This window comes from uncultured Nostoc sp., assembly GCF_937863485.1.
Classification (GTDB): domain Bacteria; phylum Cyanobacteriota; class Cyanobacteriia; order Cyanobacteriales; family Nostocaceae; genus Nostoc.
On record NZ_CALMFY010000126.1, the window covers coordinates 1 to 18,516 of the forward strand.

The following is an 18,516-nucleotide window of genomic DNA, read 5'->3' on the forward strand; positions in this document are numbered from 1 at the left end:
GGGGAGTGGGGAGTGGGGAGTTAGGAGTGGGGAGTTAGGAGTTAGGAGTTATAAGAATTCTTTCGCCAATGCCCGATGCCGATTAAATTTGAGAAAAATTCCAGATGACGTTTAAAAAATCCCAGCTAGGGGAACACTGGAATTAACCCAAAGCCAGTTTAGGTAACAGCTATGGGTACTGTCTCCAAAGGAAATGTCACCGTGGTATTGTTTTACAAGCGTGCTAGTTTATTAATTACTTCTATCTTGCTGGGGTTGATAGCTGTGCCAAGTATCGGATGGGCACAAAAAACCCCTGATATTAATTCATCTGATTTAACCCCAGTTTACCCACCTTCTGCACCGCCACCGCGAGTAAAACCCTTACCCGATGAGCGGGGAGTACAAGAACATTCGCTAGAAACTGATTATCGTGTCGGCAACTTACTAGAAGATTTTACGGGCAATCTTTGGATAGGTTCTTGGCGGGGACTATCGCGGATTGATCCTAGAACCGGCAAGATTGTTTCTCGTGTTAGTTTACCGAATGTTACCATTGGTGCTTTAGCCCAAGACAAAGTTGGACGCTTGTGGGTGGGAAGTTATGAGGGACTAATCCGAGTAGATTCCCACACTAACGAAATCACCGCGCAGAATTTATTTTTGCCTTCTAAACGGGTGTTGTCACTGTTACTTGACAAGCGGGGTTATTTGTGGACTGGAACCGATAGTGGTTTAGCCCTAATTAGTCCCGACCAAGGCTTGATTATGACAACATTAAAAAATCTGCCTGGTGTCAGCGCCAACACCTTGACTTTAGATGCTGAAGGTCAACTGTGGGTTGGCACTCTTGATGGATTAGTGCGGGTAAATACTGCTAGTGCAGCGATTATGAAGCGGATAGCCGATTTACCAGGGACGACTGTACAAGCCTTAGCTATTAGTCCAGAAGGATTAATTTGGGCGGGAATGCCGAATAATTTGCTAGTTATTAACCCAAAAACTGGTGCAGTGTTGCGGTCTGTGACTCGCCTACGTGGGCGTAACGTGACAGCAGTACGTTTTGCTAAAGATGGTAGTGTTTGGGTCGGGACTAACAATGGTTTGTTACGATTAAATCCAAATACAGGAGCTGTGTTAGACCCAGAAGTTGCTGGACTCCCTTCTAGTCGGGTTCTTGCCCTTGCACCTGACATCGCTAATAAATTATGGATTGGCACTAGTGAAGGTCTAGCTTGGTTAATGCCCAAAACGAGTAGTGCAAAACCCCATATTGCTTTCAGTCGCGCCGTTAAGTAGGGACTAGGGACTAGGGACTAGGGACTGGGGACTAGGGAAATTTAATTCCTAATACCCAATACTTAATAACCAATACCTAATCCCCAATCCAAAATCCAAAATCCAAAATCTAAAATTGGCAGGGACTAGGGACTAGAAAAATTTATTCTTAATACTCAATAGTTAATAACCAATACCTAATCCCCAATCCAAAATCCAAAATCCAAAATCTAAAATTGGCAGGGACTGGGGACTAGGAAAATTTATTCCTAATACCCAATACTTAATAACCAATACCTAATCTCCAATCCAAAATCTAAAATCTAAAATTGGCAATGGCAATCACTACCCAGCAATTAATTCAATGGAAACAACAGGGACGTTCAATTGTGGCATTGACCGCCTGGGATTATGCGATCGCTCAACTCCTCGACGCAGCTGGTGTAGACTTAATCCTCGTGGGTGACTCTATGGCAGTAGTTCTAGGGTATGAAACAACACTGCCGATAACTTTGGATGAGATGATATACCACGCCAAATCTGTGCGTCGAGGAGTTAAACGCGCATTAGTGGTTGTAGATTTACCATTTTTGACGTATCAAGAAAGTCTTCAGCAAGCGATGCACTCAGCTGGGCGGGTACTGAAGGAAACAGGCGCTCAAGCGGTAAAATTGGAAGGTGGCTATCCCGCGATCGCAGAAACTATTGCTCGTTTGGTAGAAGCTGGAATTCCGGTAATGGGTCATGTAGGTTTGACACCGCAATCAGTACATCAACTTGGTTTGCGACAACAAGGGAAAACGCAAGAAGCGAGTGAGAGGATTTTACTTGAAGCGATCGCTCTCGAACAAGCTGGTGTATTTTCTCTAGTGTTAGAGCATATTCCCGCAGATTTAGCAATGCAGATTACACAAAAACTGAGCATTCCGACAATTGGTATCGGTGCAGGGCCTCACTGCGATGGACAAGTTTTAGTTACCTCAGATGTAGTCGGGCTTACAGAGAAGCAGCCACCCTTTGCCAAGGTTTACACAAATTTGCGCGAGACGATTACCAAAGCCGTGCAAGATTATGCTGTAGAAGTGCGCGATCGGAAATTTCCATAATAAATGAAGTGACTGGGGACTAGTACCGCAAGGCGGAAGTCAAAAGGAGCCAGTGCGTTGGGAAGCCAGCGCGGTCTTCTCCCAAAGGGAGAGGCTAGCGCCTGCCGTAGGATGCCCGAAGGGCTGTAGGGGGTTTCCCCCATGAGCGACTGGCGTCCGGCTCTGCCGACTTGTACCCCTACGGGGATCTTGCTACGCGCAGCGTCTCCCCTTCTCCCAAAGGGAGAGGCTAACGCCAAGGGAGAAGCAACTGGCGTTCAAAAGTCAAAAGTCAAAATGAATACAGCGTAAGCGTTTCGTTGATTTGGAATGGGTGGCTTATTTATGCCGTACTGTACTAGAGATTGGGAAAAACTCTTACCCTATTCCCTAATTTCTATAACCATTATGAACTAGTAACCGCAGTTGCGGGTTAACTACAAATAAAATAATTAGTGGCATTAAGGCAGTCCAGCCTGCAATCTGAATTTCTAAATTTGATCAGTTAAAGGGAGTAAATTAGCAATCAGAGTAACTACCAAGCCATCCACGGGCTTTATGTGAACTCGACATTTACACTCTGTTTTTACTAGCAGATGAGAAGAGAAATAGTACCCCTAAGGGTAATATTAGAACTTATTTTTCCATACTAAAATGCAAGTATTCTTGAAGCAAGAAAATAATTTTTGAGCCAAAGGAGCTTGTATGACTAGACAGCATGGATTCACTCCTCGTAAAGGTGAACATCAACCACTAAGTGAATTTGCCCAAACAGGTAAGTTCGGCAGATTGTTTCCAAAACTTCGTCCTTTTATTCCATCTGAGGAAAGTTTAAAAGAACTGGGCAATGCATTAAGCGATCCTAGTCCGAATACACCGGAGGGAGACAATCTAAGCATCCCCGCAGGCTTTACCTATTTCGGTCAATTTATCGATCATGATATTACCTTAGACACCACTACTCTTAAAGAGATCATTGTCGATCCATTGGCTGTGACAAACTTCCGAACACCAGCACTTGATCTTGATAGTATTTATGGTTCTGGGCCTGATGTACAACCGTATCTATACCAACTTCCTGACCAGGATTTGTTTTTAATTGGCACAACTAATAAAGACCCTGGAGTAGGAGATCCCACTGTTCCCCCAGAATTGCCCAACGATCTTCCTCGCGCTTCTAGTGGTCTGGGACTACTTGGAGATCCGCGCAACGATGAAAACTTAATCGTTGCACAGCTTCACCTGGCTTTTCTGAAATTTCACAACAAAGTAGTTACAGGTATCAAGAATAAAACCATTGAATCATCAAAGTCCATAGATAAGTCGGATTTTGAAAAGGCCAGAGAATTAGTAATTTGGCACTATCAATGGATAGTAATTCATGACTTCTTGACTCGCATTATTGACAAGGAACAGCTAGAATTAGTGCTTAAAGAGGGCAGACGCTTTTTTATATTGAAAGAGGATCAGCAGCCATTTATTCCTGTAGAGTTTTCTGTAGCTGCCTATCGTCTTGGTCATAGTATGGTGCGTGCAGTTTATGACTACAACCGTGTTTTTACTCCTCTTCCTGGTGGAAAAACACCCGCGACTCTGCAACTTTTGTTTGCTTTCACTGCCAAATCAGGGAAGTTAGACGACCCTTTTAATATTCCGATTCCCAGTGATTGGGTTATTGACTGGAGAAGATTTTTTGAGATTGACCCTGATGTGCAAGTTAATCACAGCCGCAACATAGATCCTTTTCTTGTTGAACCTTTAAAGGATTTGCCCAATGTTCCAGAGCCAAAATCACTGGCTGTAAGAAATTTATTTCGCGGTCGGAGTGTTGGCTTGCCATCCGGTCAAAGAGTAGCTCGGTTCCTGAAATTAAAACCTTTGACTAGGGATGAAATCTCCACTGGCCCTGATGGAGAAGTTGCAGCCAAGCATAAGTTTGATATTGAGACACCGTTGTGGTACTACATTCTTAAAGAAGCCCAAATTCAGAATCAAGGCCAACGTCTGGGTCAGGTAGGAAGCCGGATTCTGGCTGAAGTTTTTGTTGGCTTACTAGAAGAAGACAGCAACTCATTTTTGGCGACTGACCCAGATTGGAGACCAACATTGCCTGCCGAAAACCCTGGTACATTTACCATCGTGGATTTGTTGAAATTTGTTGGAGAAATTAATCCTATTGGCGATGTAAAACAAGAATCGTAACTATACCCCACATTCCGCACTTCATCGTGTAATACATGAATATTTCTAACAACTGGCTAATGGTGGTTAAATAGCGATTACAAATCCTCAATCATTGCCAGTATTAATACTTAATGATTGACCATTATTAGAAAATATTCTTGAATATCGATATATTACATATTGAAGTACGGAATAGTGGTTACAAGATACTCAGCCTCCATAGAAAATAGAAAGCATAGTTAATTCCCAAATTGGGAAAACTCCACCCAATGCTTTAATGCTGGGATGGAGAGCTTTGTCGCTCTGTGGGTTAGATTTCTACGTCCTGTTTACAAATTTTCATGTTTGGGGAAGAAGCGATCGCTTCTTCCCCCACAATCGTATTTGTCTATACCAGCTTCTATACCAACTTAATTATGCCTGCGGGTTGCTTTTACTGATAGCCTCAGTGATTGCCTCTAAAGAACTCTGAATTTCGTTTCTCAACGCTTTAGCCGAATCCCCTCAGTATTTTTTTCCATATTGGTTAGACTAGTGTTGATTTTGGTAATATTGTTCAGCGAGGATTCGATTCGTTGCACTTGAGCTTCTATCGCCGCACTATCAATGGGTGAATTGAAGTTGGGAATTTAAAACTTAACTATGGAACAACAACCGATATCAGTAATTGGAGGTGGACTAGCTGGAACTGAAGCAGCTTGGCAAATAGCCCAAGCTGGAGTACCAGTAATTCTCCATGAAATGCGTCCAAAACGCTTCAGCCCTGCTCATCATACAGAACATCTGGCAGAATTAGTATGTAGTAATTCCTTTGGGGCAATGGCAAGCGATCGCGCGGCTGGATTATTGCACGAAGAGTTACGCCAACTTGGCTCTATCGTCATTTCTAAAGCTGATGAACACGCCGTTCCGGCAGGTGGGGCGCTAGCCGTCGATAGAGGACAATTTGGCCAAGACTTGACCCAAACTTTAGCTAGCCATCCTTTAATTGAATTTCGTCGGGGTGAAGTGTCTGCGATTCCAGAAGGAATTGTGGTTTTGGCAACTGGGCCTTTAACCAGTCCCGACTTAGCCCAAGATTTGCACCGCTTTACCGGGATGGAATATCTCAGCTTTTTCGATGCGGCTAGTCCGATTATTGTAGGAGAATCGATTAACCGTGACGTTGCTTTTATGGCATCACGTTATGACAAAGGTGAAGCCGCTTATCTCAACTGCCCAATGAATAAAGAGCAGTACTTGCAGTTTCGAGAAGAACTTTGTAAAGCTGAACAAATAGAACTCAAAGGTTTTGAACGGGAAACGGCGAAATTTTTTGAAGCTTGTTTACCCATTGAAGAACTAGCACAGCGGGGGGAAGATACCATGCGCTACGGCCCCCTAAAGCCAGTGGGATTGTCAGATATTCGCACAGAAGAACGTCCTTATGCTGTGGTGCAGTTGCGACAAGAAGATAAAGCCGGTCAACTGTGGAATATGGTAGGATTCCAAACTAATTTGCGTTGGGGTGAGCAAAAGCGAATATTTCAGCTAATTCCAAGTTTGGAAAAGGCGGAGTTTGTGCGGTTGGGAGTGATGCACCGCAATACTTTTATTAATGCTCCTCAGCTAATGCATCCGACTCTGCAATTTAAAGAGCGCCCGACATTATTAGCTGCTGGACAGTTGATTGGTACTGAAGGCTACACCGCAGCGGCTGCGGGTGGCTGCTTGGCGGGAATTAATGCAGCGCGGCTAGCTTTGGGTAAAGAACCTTTAGTTTTACCACCAACAACAATGATGGGTGCGTTATTGGAATTTATTAGTTCCGCTTCGCCGAAGCATTTCCAACCAATGCCGCCCAACTTTGGAATTTTTCCCGAACTGGGTGCGAAAATCAAAAGTAAACAAGAGCGTTATGGACGTTACCGCGATCGCTCTTTAACTGATCTAGCAAACTGGAAAGCAAATCATAATTAATCGGCATTGGGCACATATCATGATCAAAAATCTCGCAAAATGTAATATTTGCATCTCTTATAAATCATCTGAAACTCAATTAGAGATAGGGATTTGAGTGACGCGATCGCAAGTATGAGCCAGAACAGAAAAATCAACTGATTTGTTTTTAGTGATGCTTGCAAGTAGCTTATTTGTAGTATCGAGCTTTACAGCATCACCATCACGGTCTGTAATCACAGGTAAATCATCAAAAGTAACAGTAACAAATCTTTGCGGTGGTTGTGCAACGAGTTGCGGCACCGTAAAGATCAGACTTATAGTACATGTAGCAATTAGGCATCTGTAAAGCCATTTGTGCCTGGACAAGTATTTATTGGTGCCTTTAGTAAAATTTTTGATAACCATACCTTCGCCAAAAAAAGAGTATGAAGAGATAGGGCTGAGGTAGTAGAGTTATTGTCTCTCACAACCACAACTCAAGTGCGATTCGTTGTGAGTGAATTCCGGTAATCAGTCCATAAATAACCTCACCAGCAAATTATATAATACTGAAAACGAGCGGAGGTGGAGTGGCTTTGCCTCCGCGCTACCTGTAGACATAGGGGTCTTAAACCCTTTGATTTACGATAAAAACTTTGGTTTGTAGTGAAGACTTTAGTCTTCTTTGCAAGACTAGAGGCGAACAAAATCAGGACTGAAGTCCTAACTACGAACATTTTTTTCAGATTGATTAGCCGGATATGATATTACTCAGCACTCAGAACTGTTTCGGAGATGTCTGACGAAAAGTACACATTTACCTGTAGTTTATTTAACATCTGGTTTTAAATTTATTTTGTTTAATAAAACTTAAAATAGGTTTATTCTCCATTAAAATCTTTTGCAGAAATTTAGGTCAGATATATGGCTGATATTGTTGATATCGCAGTTACGGCTGAGTCTTTTAAAACACTGGTGGCGGCTGTACAAGCTGCTGGTTTAGTAGAAATATTAAAAAGTCCTGGGCCGTTCACCGTCTTTGCACCAAATGACGATGCTTTTGCCAAGTTACCACCGGGAACTATCCAAACTCTGTTACAGAATATTCCCCAGCTAACACGGATTTTAAAGTATCATGTCGTTCCAGGAAAGCTGCTACAGGCTGATTTGGCACAACTCGGTACGGTTAATTCTGTGGAAGGTTCACCCATTAAAATTGATTCTTCTGATGGTTTTGAAGTTAAAAATGCCACAGTTTTAGCAGCAGATATCGAAGCTGATAATGGTGTGGTACACGTTATCGATACAGTGATTTTACCGGGTTAATTCAGCTAGGGTGGGTGTTTTCCACCCTACTTATCCAAAATCTTTATAATTAACTAACTATTGGTAGTATCAAAATGCAACTAAATAGTTTAACTTATGTTATATTTGCAATGTGATTACTCACTCATATATAAATTTAGATTTAGTTATTTTAAAATAGAATAAATTAAATTCTTAAAAAGCTAACGTCTATCCCAACAAATTAATGCTCGATTTTAACACCTTACTTGAATTCTCTCGTGGCAACTGCGTAAGTATTTGTGCATTTCTCGTACCAGCGAACTTGCTTGTCACAATTTTAACGATGAGCTTGGTAGCGTTACGTCGCCCATCATATCAAGTGTGGCAATCTGCTGGAATTGCCAGCTTTTTCGCTTCCGTGATGATATTGCACGTATATACTTGGTTCATGATTGGGGTAGTGATGGCTCCTACTTATATCTTGCTGTGGCTAGCAATTACTTGTTTGGTGACTAATTTGGCAGCAATTCTTTTTCAAAGACGCTACGGTAATAGCCCTAGTCTTTCCAACAACGCCTGAAATTTAGGGACTTCCAGTTAAAAAAACATCCTATCGTAGGGGCACAAGGCCTTGTGCCCCCACAAATGTACAAATAATTTTGGATAATTTATTTTTTGTCAGTCCCTTACACATCCGAGCGATGTCTAACGACAAGCCCTTCTCTACGAGAGGCTGCGCCAACGGAACGCTACACGAACGCAAAGCGTCTCGTAGACAAAACTGCGACCCCCTTACCCCTACGCGTCTACGCACTATTTCTCCAACTTGCTGGTGCAACTAGTACAGCACGGCGGAAATAGAACAACCATTTAAAATCCCTAAAGAGCTTATTCCATAATACTTTTGACTTTTGACTTTTGACTTTTGACTTCCCCGTTCGCGCAGCGTCCCGTAGAAAAGGGGCTGACGCTTCTTCATTCATGCTCAAGGAGCGCATATAGCCAAGAGTCTCGCCATTCTCCCTTAATCCAATGGTGTTCTCGCAAATATCCTTCCTGCTGCATTCCAATTTTTTGCAAAACTCGTGCTGAGGCAATGTTTTCTGGGCGACAAGTGGCAAAGATGCGATGTAAGCCTAACTCCTGAAAACCAAATGATACAACTGCTTTTACAGCTTCAGTCGCATATCCTTGTCCCCAAAATTCTTTACTAAAACAGTATCCAATAGAGCCTATTTTGTTGCCAGTATCTAGAGTAGAAATGCGACAGATACCAATTAATTGCTTTTGGGCTTTTAAAGTCACCGCCAAGCCAAAATGCTGACGGGGTTCTTCGCCTTGCAATGAAATCTCTTTTTGCAAAAAATTCTTGGTATCTTCTTCGCTATTAGGGCCAAAGGTCAAATAACGCACAACTTCATGATCGCTGGCGTATTTATGAACCGCTTGCCAATCTGATTCCACAAAGTCTCGCAGTATGAGACGTTGGGTTTCTAGCGGTATCATTTGGGAAATTCTGCACGTAACTGATTGACTACCTGATCTAGTCCCACGGAATGGGCGGCTTTGAACAATAAACGATCGCCTGCTTGCACAAATGTCTTCAATCTAGCTACCAAATCAGCATGAGTTGCAAAGCACTCTGATGGGATACCTTCAGCACTAAGGGCGATCGCTTCAGCATCTTGTCCATCTACCAAAATCAACAAGCCGTCTAGATTCAATTTTCGCACTGTTTCTCCCACTCGCTGGTGCAACTGCTGCGATCGCTCTCCCAATTCTTTCATTGCACCCAATACGGCAATCTTTCGCTTTCCGGGTGTGTCTGCCAATAATTGCAATGCTGCTATCATAGCTTCTGGTGCAGCATTATAAGTTTCATCTAAGATTACCACATCGTTGGGTAAGGCAAACTGCTGCGATCGCCCTGTGGGCATATCTACCACCACACCTGCTTTCAGGCTTGCCCAATCGATCCCCAACACTTTTGCCACCGCTAAAGCTGCCAAAAAATTAGTCGCATTGTGACGCCCAGGCAACGGCAGAGGTAGTTGGATTCCTGCAACTTTCACAGTTTGGTGATCAATTAACTGCCCTTGGATATCCCCACCAGAAAAGCCGTAAGTCAAAACTTGTCCGTGCCAAACTTTCGCCGCTGTGGCCATTAATAGGGGATTGTCGTGGTTGAGAATTGCCACACTATCAGCAGACATTTCGGCTAATAATTCACATTTTGCCTGAGCGATCGCTTCTTCGGAACCCAGTAACTCTATATGCGCCGTCCCGACATTAGTAATCACTCCAATTGTTGGATGCGCTATTTGCGTCAGTTCGGCAATTTGTCCCCTACCGCGCATCGCCATTTCGATTACGGCGTAGTCATATTCTGTGCCAAGTTCTAGGAGAGTTTTCGGAACACCGATTTCGTTGTTGTAATTTTCATAAGTTTTGTGAACTCGTCCCTTTGTTCCTAAAACTGCGGCGATCAGTTCCTTGGTTGTAGTTTTGCCCACGGAACCTGTTACGCCAATCACTGGAATGTTAAAGTGATCGCGCCACCATCTGCCAATTTTCTGATATGCCTTGAGGGTGTCTTTTACCTGTAATATAGGAAAGCCAGGATTTTCGTATTCAAAATCTACAATTGCAGCTATTGCACCTTTTGCGATCGCGGTTGCCACAAATTCATGTCCATCAAACTTATCGCCTCGCAAAGCTAAAAATACTTCACTCGGTTTCAGGGTACGGCTATCTGTTTGGATACCGCTACTTACTTGTGTTAAAGCAGTTTCAGATAAGTTTATCGGACTGGCCAAAAGAACTTCAACCAGTTGGGTTAGGGTGGCAGAACAATGCATAAGTAATTTACAATTTAAAGTTCAAAATTATAAAATCGAATTATGACATAATACTGTATTAAACAACAAGATTTGCGACTTCAAGGGAAAAGTCGCGAATCTAAGCTTAATGAAAAAGATGAGGAAAGGGAACCCCATATTTAAAAATACTTGTTCTCTAACGTGTAGGGAAAAGTGATTTCTTTCTTCTTGCTTTACCTTTTTTACCCTCTTTGGTCACAATAACACCAAAAATAGTGCCAAAGAAGCTTAACTCCTTTGGCACACTTTGTTTATAAGCTATTTATATAGTTTAATTAAGCATATATTTTATCGTCCTATCCCCGGTTTTTAATCAAGATTACTTGCACAATTTTGATTGCTATCTCACTAGAAACACCTAAAGCTTGATATAGATCATTTAAAAAGTATTTTTCTTCTTCAGCGACAATACCTTCAGCTAAAACTAAATCGGTGGCTACTGCAAAGGCTGCTTCCCGCAAGTCAAGAGATAGAGAATTTTTTGCTGCATCAAATAAAGTATTAAAATCATCACCCTGGAGAATGCCCAAGATTTTGTCAAACAGCCTGTTCATCATCTCATGGGGATAACTTTTAAAAAGTTTCGTCCGGGACAGCACAGAAGTGATAGAATTTGCTTGCTCAACAGAAAGGTAACCGTCTGAGGCTGTTGCCACCAAGATAATGACAGCAAAAGCTTCTTCAGGATTGAGTGCTGTTTGGATTTGGCTTTCTGTACCCAACACAGCGTCGAATAGACCCATTGTAGTAACTCCTTGGTTAGAGTCCCAATAGCGCTACAGTTACCTGTGTGTTTGGTGGATTTCCAGGTAAGACTGCAACGCTGTGAGACTTTCATGCTTTAGTGTTCCCAAGATTTATTCACGGCGAACACTTGCACCCAATGGTTTTTAGCAAGAACTACACTGCCATCTGTAAACTTAAGGTTCTCCTGTCTTTTCTATTGTTTCAATTATTGCCAAACCTATACCAGAAGCTGCTATTAACAGTACTACTGATATCAAATAGGCATTTATCAGCATCCGTAGGGCTTCATCGAAAAAAATGTAGGTGGTCATTGCTTCACCTTTTGAACTTTGTGCTGCTAGTACTTTTTATTTCTCCACACCCCGATAGGTGAATTTCGCTGAGAAACTGCTAGCAATTGCATCTTAACAAAACTTTAGCTCTTTCTGAACCAACTCAAACTTTTCTTTCTGAAGATTCGATGAAGTTTACAAAAAAGGGCATTGGGCATTGGGCCTTGGGCATTGGACAGAGAAGAAAGACTTACTGCAATTTCCTCTCTGCACCCCTTCTGCCCAGTTCCCAGGTGAAGAAATCTTTGCGTGCATCATTTCTGTAAACTTTTGTCCGGCAATGAGGTAAACAAGGAAAGCTTAAAGTAAACAGCGTTCAATCGTCGCTACAACTGATTGAGAAAGAGTATCAAAGTCGTAACCACCTTCTAAGCCAAACAGAATTTTACGAGTTAACCCTAGACAATAATCAGTAAATAAAGCGTAGTCTTCTGGCTGCAAATTGATACTTGCCAAAGGATCTGCGGCATTGCCATCGTAACCAGCACTCACAATCAGTAAATCCGCCTGAAAGTTAGCTAAAAACGGTACAACCTGTGTTTCAAATAGTGGCTGATATACTGCAATATCACTACCAGGGCGTACAGGTAAATTTAAGACATTATTATGAAAGCCGCGTTCTGTCGATCTTCCAGTACCGGGATAGCATGGGTACTGATGTAGGGAACAGTAGGCGATGCGTGCTTGGGTTTCGACGATCGCCTGAGTACCATTACCGTGATGCACATCCCAATCGAGGATGGCGACGCGGTTAATTCCAGGTTGTTCTAGGGCAAATAAAGCTGCGATCGCTGCATTAGAAAATAGGCAAAAGCCCATTCCCGCATCACTTTCTGCATGGTGTCCTGGGGGACGCGCTAGTACAAAAGCCGGATTAGCCGACCCTAACACCGCCTCAACTCCATCCAACCAGGCACTGACTGCCAACAATGCTACATCATAACTGCGAGGGGAAACTGGCGTATCTCCATCCAAAGGGCCGCCGCCACTAGAGGCGATTTGCCAAAGTTTTTTGATATAGGCTGGGCTATGCGCTTTAACCAACGAAGACATCAGTGATGGCTGTTCTGATGCTGGTGTAGGCGATCGCCAGTCAATTTTATCTGCAAAGGTAGCTGCTTTTAGGGCAGTAGCGATCGCACTTAAACGTTCTGGTCTTTCGGGATGGTATTTTCCAGTCTTGTGATCTAAAAATTCGTCGGAATAGATGACTGGCAGCATAAGACGAAAAAGGTTGGCAGCAGGGCAATGAATGCTATTGTATCCTCACTGGTACAAACAGTTTTTCTTGTGCTAGAGCATTGGTCGTTTACTTTCGAGGATTTCTGTTGCAATCTTTGCAGAAAGCGGCCGGTAGAGTAAAAAGCCCTGTACCTCCTCACAGTTGATAGATTTCAAGAACTCCAGTTCCTCTTCTTTTTCTACCCCTTCGGCTGTCAACTTCAATCCCAAGCTGTGTCCCAAGCTAACTATGGCTTTGATAATATGAGCTACTTTGACATCCTGTGTCAAATCTTGAATAAAAGATTTATCTATTTTCAGATTGTGGAGTGGCAAAAGCTGTAGGCGCGAGAGCGAGGAATGACCTATACCAAAGTCATCTATAGAGATGTAAACACCCATCTGCTGTAGATTTTGTAACACCTTTCTGGTAAAACTTAAATTTTCAATAGCTGTAGTTTCGGTAATTTCTAATTCTAAAAAGCGCGGCTCCAGCCCCGTTTGTTCTAAAACCTCGGCTATAGTCTCCACCAATTTGGGTTGGCAGAACTGTTTAAGAGAAAGATTGACAGCGATCGTCATGGGTGGCAATCCTGCATCTTGCCAGGTTTTATTTTGGCTACAGGCTGTCCGCAGCACCCATTCGCCAATGGGGACAATTAATCCACTTTCTTCGGCAAGGGGAATAAAGACACTGGGTGCAACCAACCCCATCTCTGGGTGCTGCCAACGCAACAAAGCCTCCATACCAGTAATTTCTTCTGTGGCAATATTCACACGAGGCTGATAGTACACCGTAAATTCTTTGCGTTCTAGGGCATAGCGCAAGCTCTTTTCTAAAGTCAGGAGTTCAGGATTTTTAGCGCTCAGGGAAACACTGTAGAATTGGTAGTTATTCCGCCCTTTGTCCTTGGCGTAGTATAAAGCCGCATCCGCGTGCTGAATTAGTGTTTCGGCATCAGGACTGTTGTTATCAAGCAACGCAATACCGAGGCTGGCAGTCACGTAAAGTTCATGCCCTTGAAGATGGAAAGCATCCTCTAAGGCTTGTAAGATTCTCTGCGCCACCTGCTTTACCTCTTCAATATCATTGACTCGGGGGAGTAAGATAGTGAACTCATCACCTCCCCAACGGGCTATGGTGTCTCCGCCTCTGAGTAAGTCTTTTAATCTTTGAGTGACACTTTGTAACAATTGATCTCCCAAAGTGTGTCCTAAAGTATCATTAATGACCTTGAAGCGATCCAGGTCGAGGAAGATCACAGCTAAACTTTCGCCATTCCGAGTGGCGTTTGGCAGAGTTTTACCGAGCATCTCATTAAATAGTAGGCGATTAGGCAACCCTGTCAGCAGGTCATGAAGGGCTTGATAGCGAATCTTTTCTTCTACTTGCTGACGCTGCTGCGTACTAATGATACTGGCGGCCATTGTCAAAAGGGTAGATTCTTCATGCCTTGACCAATGCCGCTCAAAGGTGCAGTCTGCCAAGCCAAGGTAACCCCATAATTCGTTCTCCAACCGGAGAGGCACCAGGATAAGCGATTGAATGCCATCTCTAATCAGGAATTCTTGTTCGGCGACCGGAAATTTTTGGGTGAGTCCGCTAATCGACTCGCCGCGAGAGAGAACAGTATACCAACGGGCTAATCCAGAAGCTTGATAAGGCTGATTCTGCCAATGGTGGTGGGTAGGTTCAATAAAGGAGTGCGTCCATTCAAACCGTAGGCTGACTGCTATTTCCCCTGTAGCAGGATGGGGATGGTTCTGAAAGAGATAGGCACGATCTGCCTTGGCAGCTTCGCCCAATACAGCTAGAGCTCGATCAATACCAGTTTCAAAATTCATTTCCCCTAGTAAATAATTAGCTGCTTCTGCAACTGCCTGTAGCAAGCGATCGCGCTGGCGCAGTTCGGCTGTGGCTTGCTTTTGCTCTGTAATATCCCTAACAATAAAAGTTCTAATTAAATCACTTTCAGGAAGGTAGAGAACGGATTGTTCAAAAACTTCTGCACCTACTTCCACCTCCCGCACAAAAGAATTTTTTTCTAGATTGTTAACTGCACCCAGGAGTCCTGTTAAAATAGGGTGTTGTGTCCCAACTTCTCTAAGTTTGGGAAACTTGAGAGCTGCGGCTGGATTGAGATAAGTCACTGTTCCCTCGAAATCCATCTCAATAATTGGATTGGGGATGAGTTCAGGGAAGGATGCTAGGCGAGCTAGGGCGGACTCACTAGCTGCTTCAAAGGTGGGATCGATCGCTAGGGTTTGAAAAGGATTGGCAGGACTGGCTTGCTGTGATAGGAAACCAGATAAGTCTTCAACATCACAAGATTCAGAGAATGCTTGTTCTGAGAGGTTGGAAATAGCATAATATTTTGCTTGAGCTTGATTACCGCCAAAGGCAATGACATCTCCGCTTCTGAGATTATGAGAGAAGCATTTAGTACCATTCACAAATAAGCCATTAGTACTTCCTTTCCCCTTGTAGTTGCCATCAATAATCTGGAAGCCGTATTGGTCAGTCTGTGGAACAGTTACTCGCAATAAAATTGCATGTTGCATTGATACTGACCGGGAAGCCAAGACAATAGTGTTTGCGGGATGCCGCCCCAAAGAATAAGTAGCCTCTTGCAAAACGACAGTTCGCTGCCCTTGCAGGTCTTGGATGACCAACATATGGCGTATTTTTTCCCGCTCATTTCCTAGCATGGCTATTCCTCAAATTCTCATATCTTTATGTCTTAGTCTAAAAAATACTACTCCCAGGAGTTCCAATCCACTTAGGTTAAGGCTTGATCTTCCCTAATCCTCTTTAAAAAGCAGGGAATTAAGTCCCCCCCTTTTTGAGGGAAGCCACTTGCTCCACTTGGGGGGATCTTCCGGGGCAAAATATCACTAACACCAAGCGTATTGCCATAAATTGAAGACTTTCAAGCTGAACTTATAGAAAATTTGCTCAATCAAAGTTATCACTGTCTGTGATCCCAAAATTGGTATGAGGGTGCAAACCGCCCTTCTCTTCATGATTGACTTTCTGGAATGAGATGGCTAATTGTTCAATCAGTTTTTGTAGTAGAAGTTCTAGCTGTTTTCTGCACTCATACATAAGTTATAAACTTTGTCCCTTCGTCTATATCATCCAACCTTGTCTTCCTTAGGATACCCAGAATCAAATCAAATACTGAATAGAACACATGGTATATTTGCGGATTTTATTCTGAGTGGTGAGGAAACTCCGAATTATATAAATAACTATCTGATTTTTATTTTTTAATCACTCAAATAAGTAAGCATAATTAAACATACAATAAAATCCTACTTCGTAGTGAGCAATTCCTCGCTCATAGCAACGTTTATCAGGACTAAAGTCCTTACCCAACGGGAAAGTTAGTCGCTCATCAGGGAAACCCCCAGACGCTCTCTACCAGACCAGAGGCGAACGCAGACTTGCTCTAGAGACTTCCAAATAAAAAAATACTTAATTACTTCTTGTGGGGTGGGCGACACGATCGCCTGTAGCCAAGGGCGGACAAGATGTCCACCCCACAAGATTGGACAATTTATTTATTGGAAGTCCCCTAAGCGACACGCGAACAGCGTCTCTAAGAGTTGCTATACTGTTGGCGAGCGTCTCCCCTTCTCACATTGCCAGAGGCTAGCGCCTGCCGTAGGATGCCCGAACGCAAAAGTGTCTCCTGTCTTGACAAGGGCTGTAGGGAGAAGACCGCGCTAACTTACTACAAACTTTAATTTATTTAGGCCTAGCTATTTAGTACTGCTTCACGGAATTTTGTGAAATAGATAAGAGCAAGGCAGAAATTAAATTAATTGGATGTATCCCACTGGAAAAAAATATCTGACGATTGGAAATCGCACGCCAGTTGCTTCAATGGCGTCAACCCTCGTTGGCGCAGCCTCTGGTAGCGAAAGGAAGGAGAATGAACCCCTAAATTTTAAAAAGGATTATAGAGTAAACTGAAATACAAACCGTTATCTTGTAATGTTCTATCATTTGAGTCAACAGACACTAAAGGAATGCCCCAGTCAAGACGAACGGTGAAGCGATCGCCCTGTGACCAACGCAACCCCAGACCAACAGCAGCTAAAGTATTATGGTTGGGATTCTCTCTACCAGAACTATTCCAACCGACACCAAAATCTATAAACGGCACAACCTGTAATGTGCTATTTATCTGGGGTAAGCGCAGAATCGGTACTTGAACTTCAGCAGAAACAAAAGTGCCATTATCTGTCAGCAGGTAATCTTGACGGTAGCCTCGAATACTATCCTGCCCACCTAAGCCAAATTGCTCTAAAGGCAAAAGTGCTCTGGATGCGAGTTGCGTATTTAAACGAAGTAAAAGTAAAGTTTCAGGAGCTAAAAGGCGTACCCACTGGGCTTGCCCTTGCCAAGCAAAAAAACGGCTATCGGGAGCATTTTGGTTAATTGTGGCATTCAACACATCTATACCCAAGCTAAATTGCGAGCGGAAGGCGATGACTTCACGGCTATTACGACTCGTCCATTCTTGAAAAAATCGCAACGCAGATATCTTGGTGCGTCCCTGTTCATCCGCTCCAGGCGAAAGTACAGAACCGGGAAACCCATATCTCTGTAGCAAGGACGAAATATAACTTTCGCGTCGGGACGCCGTTAATCCAAGGACGAATTCTTGTGTGGGAGTTTGAACTATTGGCTGGCGGAATGTCAGTTCGTAATAGGGAGAAGTTGATTCGATATCTAAAAAGTCGAAAGGAGGTTCAATGACATGACTCGATGTAGTGCCATAGTTGAAGGTGAGGGTTCCGTTCTTGGGATTGAGTGGTAATGTATAGTTGGCGTCAAAGGAGTTGCTACCATCGGTATTAGTGTAAGCTATACCCAGAGAATCTCCAAGTCCCAATAAGTTGGCTTCGTTCAATTGTAATCGGCGGCGGAAACTGCCAACGCTAGGCGATCGCCCATTATCAAGAACTATTTGGCTACTAAGGGTTTTTGCCTCGCTGATCTTGACTTCTAAGAGACTCGTACCAGCCCGCGATCCTGTTGAGAGTTCAGCAGACACCTTTTGAATCAAAGGATTAAGTTGCAAAAGTTGTAGCGCCTCTAGTAAACGCTGGCGATTAAGAGGCGGTGATGTCGCTATTGCTAGTCGGCTGCGGACATAATTCGGATTCAACCGCCGAGTCCCAGTTACCTGGATATCTTCTAATTTACCTTCGACCACCTGAATTTTGACAATATAGGATTTGAGTGCTTCTAATTTACCTCCAACTACCTGAATTTTTACAACACGCGATTGGAGTGTTTGGGGTGGAATATACGCACCAGAAGTAATGTAACCATTGTTGACGTATAAATCAGTGATTTTAGAACTGGCTTGAAACAGTTGAGCCTGTGAGATGGGTTGTTTGGTAAATTCAGCAGTGGCGAGGGCTAACTCTTCAGGACTGAAGACCGTACTACCAACAACTTCAAACCGTTCAACAACAATAGTTTGAAGAAAGTTGCCAGGAAATGGTTCCTCAGGAGTGGGAGATGGGGCAGAGGGGGGAAATAGTTCTGCTGGTGGGGGGAGTAGCTGTGGTTGTTCCGGTAAGGGA

16 protein-coding genes are annotated in these 18,516 nt (G+C 43.3%); 7 read left to right on the plus strand and 9 right to left on the minus strand.

Annotated elements, in window-relative coordinates; translation table 11 throughout:
• Window positions 1-171 precede the first annotated feature (171 nt).
• The 5 genes from Q0541_RS16890 (at window position 172) to trmFO (ending at window position 6,485) form a co-directional block, all read left to right on the plus strand.
• Window positions 172-1,278, plus strand: a complete 1,107-nt coding sequence (locus Q0541_RS16890) for a two-component regulator propeller domain-containing protein (RefSeq protein ID WP_298912245.1) — start codon at window positions 172-174, stop codon at window positions 1,276-1,278.
• Window positions 1,279-1,592: 314 nt separating this feature from the next.
• Window positions 1,593-2,363: a 3-methyl-2-oxobutanoate hydroxymethyltransferase gene (panB, locus tag Q0541_RS16895; RefSeq protein ID WP_298912254.1), complete on the plus strand. Its 771-nt coding sequence runs from the start codon at window positions 1,593-1,595 to the stop codon at window positions 2,361-2,363.
• 141 nt (window positions 2,364-2,504) lie between these two features.
• Entirely contained in the window at window positions 2,505-2,654 is a 150-nt protein-coding gene (locus tag Q0541_RS16900) for a hypothetical protein (protein WP_298912256.1), read from the plus strand.
• Between the two features lie 393 nt (window positions 2,655-3,047).
• Complete coding sequence (locus Q0541_RS16905; RefSeq protein ID WP_298912258.1) at window positions 3,048-4,544, plus strand: heme peroxidase family protein; 1,497 nt, start codon at window positions 3,048-3,050, stop codon at window positions 4,542-4,544.
• A 624-nt stretch (window positions 4,545-5,168) separates the two neighbouring features.
• Window positions 5,169-6,485, plus strand: a complete 1,317-nt coding sequence (gene trmFO, locus Q0541_RS16910; protein ID WP_298912261.1) for an FADH(2)-oxidizing methylenetetrahydrofolate--tRNA-(uracil(54)-C(5))-methyltransferase TrmFO — start codon at window positions 5,169-5,171, stop codon at window positions 6,483-6,485.
• 75 nt (window positions 6,486-6,560) lie between these two features.
• Here trmFO and Q0541_RS16915 read toward each other — a convergent pair whose 3' ends face one another.
• Entirely contained in the window at window positions 6,561-6,767 is a 207-nt protein-coding gene (locus Q0541_RS16915; protein ID WP_298912264.1) for a hypothetical protein, read from the minus strand.
• Window positions 6,768-7,370: 603 nt separating this feature from the next.
• Here Q0541_RS16915 and Q0541_RS16920 point away from each other — a divergent pair.
• Window positions 7,371-7,772 carry a fasciclin domain-containing protein gene (locus tag Q0541_RS16920; RefSeq protein WP_298912267.1) on the plus strand — a complete coding sequence of 134 codons (402 nt, stop codon included), beginning with the start codon at window positions 7,371-7,373 and terminating at the stop codon, window positions 7,770-7,772.
• Between the two features lie 205 nt (window positions 7,773-7,977).
• Window positions 7,978-8,313, plus strand: coding sequence for a hypothetical protein (locus Q0541_RS16925; RefSeq protein WP_298912271.1), 336 nt, complete (start codon window positions 7,978-7,980; stop codon window positions 8,311-8,313).
• A 395-nt stretch (window positions 8,314-8,708) separates the two neighbouring features.
• Here Q0541_RS16925 and Q0541_RS16930 read toward each other — a convergent pair whose 3' ends face one another.
• The 8 genes from Q0541_RS16930 to Q0541_RS16965 form a co-directional block, all read right to left on the minus strand.
• Window positions 8,709-9,239, minus strand: a complete 531-nt coding sequence (locus Q0541_RS16930) for a GNAT family N-acetyltransferase (RefSeq protein ID WP_298912274.1) — start codon at window positions 9,237-9,239, stop codon at window positions 8,709-8,711.
• Window positions 9,236-10,591 (minus strand): UDP-N-acetylmuramoyl-tripeptide--D-alanyl-D-alanine ligase, encoded by a 1,356-nt coding sequence (gene murF, locus Q0541_RS16935; RefSeq protein ID WP_298912277.1) that lies wholly within the window; start codon window positions 10,589-10,591, stop codon window positions 9,236-9,238. The genes Q0541_RS16930 and murF overlap by 4 nt, the downstream gene beginning before the upstream one ends.
• 317 nt (window positions 10,592-10,908) lie before the next feature.
• Complete coding sequence (locus Q0541_RS16940) at window positions 10,909-11,355, minus strand: tellurite resistance TerB family protein (protein WP_298912280.1); 447 nt, start codon at window positions 11,353-11,355, stop codon at window positions 10,909-10,911.
• Window positions 11,356-11,532: 177 nt separating this feature from the next.
• Entirely contained in the window at window positions 11,533-11,670 is a 138-nt protein-coding gene (locus Q0541_RS16945; RefSeq protein ID WP_298912282.1) for a hypothetical protein, read from the minus strand.
• A 321-nt stretch (window positions 11,671-11,991) separates the two neighbouring features.
• On the minus strand, window positions 11,992-12,912 hold the full coding sequence (locus tag Q0541_RS16950; protein WP_298912285.1) for a histone deacetylase: 921 nt from the start codon (window positions 12,910-12,912) through the stop codon (window positions 11,992-11,994).
• Between the two features lie 72 nt (window positions 12,913-12,984).
• Window positions 12,985-15,621: an EAL domain-containing protein gene (locus tag Q0541_RS16955; protein ID WP_298912288.1), complete on the minus strand. Its 2,637-nt coding sequence runs from the start codon at window positions 15,619-15,621 to the stop codon at window positions 12,985-12,987.
• Between the two features lie 678 nt (window positions 15,622-16,299).
• Window positions 16,300-16,461: a hypothetical protein gene (locus tag Q0541_RS16960; RefSeq protein WP_298912291.1), complete on the minus strand. Its 162-nt coding sequence runs from the start codon at window positions 16,459-16,461 to the stop codon at window positions 16,300-16,302.
• Window positions 16,462-16,865: 404 nt separating this feature from the next.
• A partial coding sequence (locus tag Q0541_RS16965) for a ShlB/FhaC/HecB family hemolysin secretion/activation protein (protein WP_298912294.1) occupies window positions 16,866-18,516 on the minus strand: 1,651 nt, incomplete at its 5' end.

Excerpts from the sequence above, each read along its gene's own strand:
- Q0541_RS16890 (WP_298912245.1), top strand. The coding sequence starts at position 172 with ATGGGTACTGTCTCCAAAGGAAATGTCACCGTGGTATTGTTTTACAAG.
- panB (WP_298912254.1), top strand. The coding sequence starts at position 1,593 with ATGGCAATCACTACCCAGCAATTAATTCAATGGAAACAACAGGGACGT.
- Q0541_RS16900 (WP_298912256.1), top strand. The coding sequence starts at position 2,505 with ATGAGCGACTGGCGTCCGGCTCTGCCGACTTGTACCCCTACGGGGATC.
- Q0541_RS16905 (WP_298912258.1), top strand. The coding sequence starts at position 3,048 with ATGACTAGACAGCATGGATTCACTCCTCGTAAAGGTGAACATCAACCA.
- trmFO (WP_298912261.1), top strand. The coding sequence starts at position 5,169 with ATGGAACAACAACCGATATCAGTAATTGGAGGTGGACTAGCTGGAACT.
- Q0541_RS16920 (WP_298912267.1), top strand. The coding sequence starts at position 7,371 with ATGGCTGATATTGTTGATATCGCAGTTACGGCTGAGTCTTTTAAAACA.
- Q0541_RS16925 (WP_298912271.1), top strand. The coding sequence starts at position 7,978 with ATGCTCGATTTTAACACCTTACTTGAATTCTCTCGTGGCAACTGCGTA.
- Q0541_RS16930 (WP_298912274.1), bottom strand. The coding sequence starts at position 9,239 with ATGATACCGCTAGAAACCCAACGTCTCATACTGCGAGACTTTGTGGAA.
- murF (WP_298912277.1), bottom strand. The coding sequence starts at position 10,591 with ATGCATTGTTCTGCCACCCTAACCCAACTGGTTGAAGTTCTTTTGGCC.
- Q0541_RS16940 (WP_298912280.1), bottom strand. The coding sequence starts at position 11,355 with ATGGGTCTATTCGACGCTGTGTTGGGTACAGAAAGCCAAATCCAAACA.
- Q0541_RS16945 (WP_298912282.1), bottom strand. The coding sequence starts at position 11,670 with ATGACCACCTACATTTTTTTCGATGAAGCCCTACGGATGCTGATAAAT.
- Q0541_RS16950 (WP_298912285.1), bottom strand. The coding sequence starts at position 12,912 with ATGCTGCCAGTCATCTATTCCGACGAATTTTTAGATCACAAGACTGGA.
- Q0541_RS16955 (WP_298912288.1), bottom strand. The coding sequence starts at position 15,621 with ATGCTAGGAAATGAGCGGGAAAAAATACGCCATATGTTGGTCATCCAA.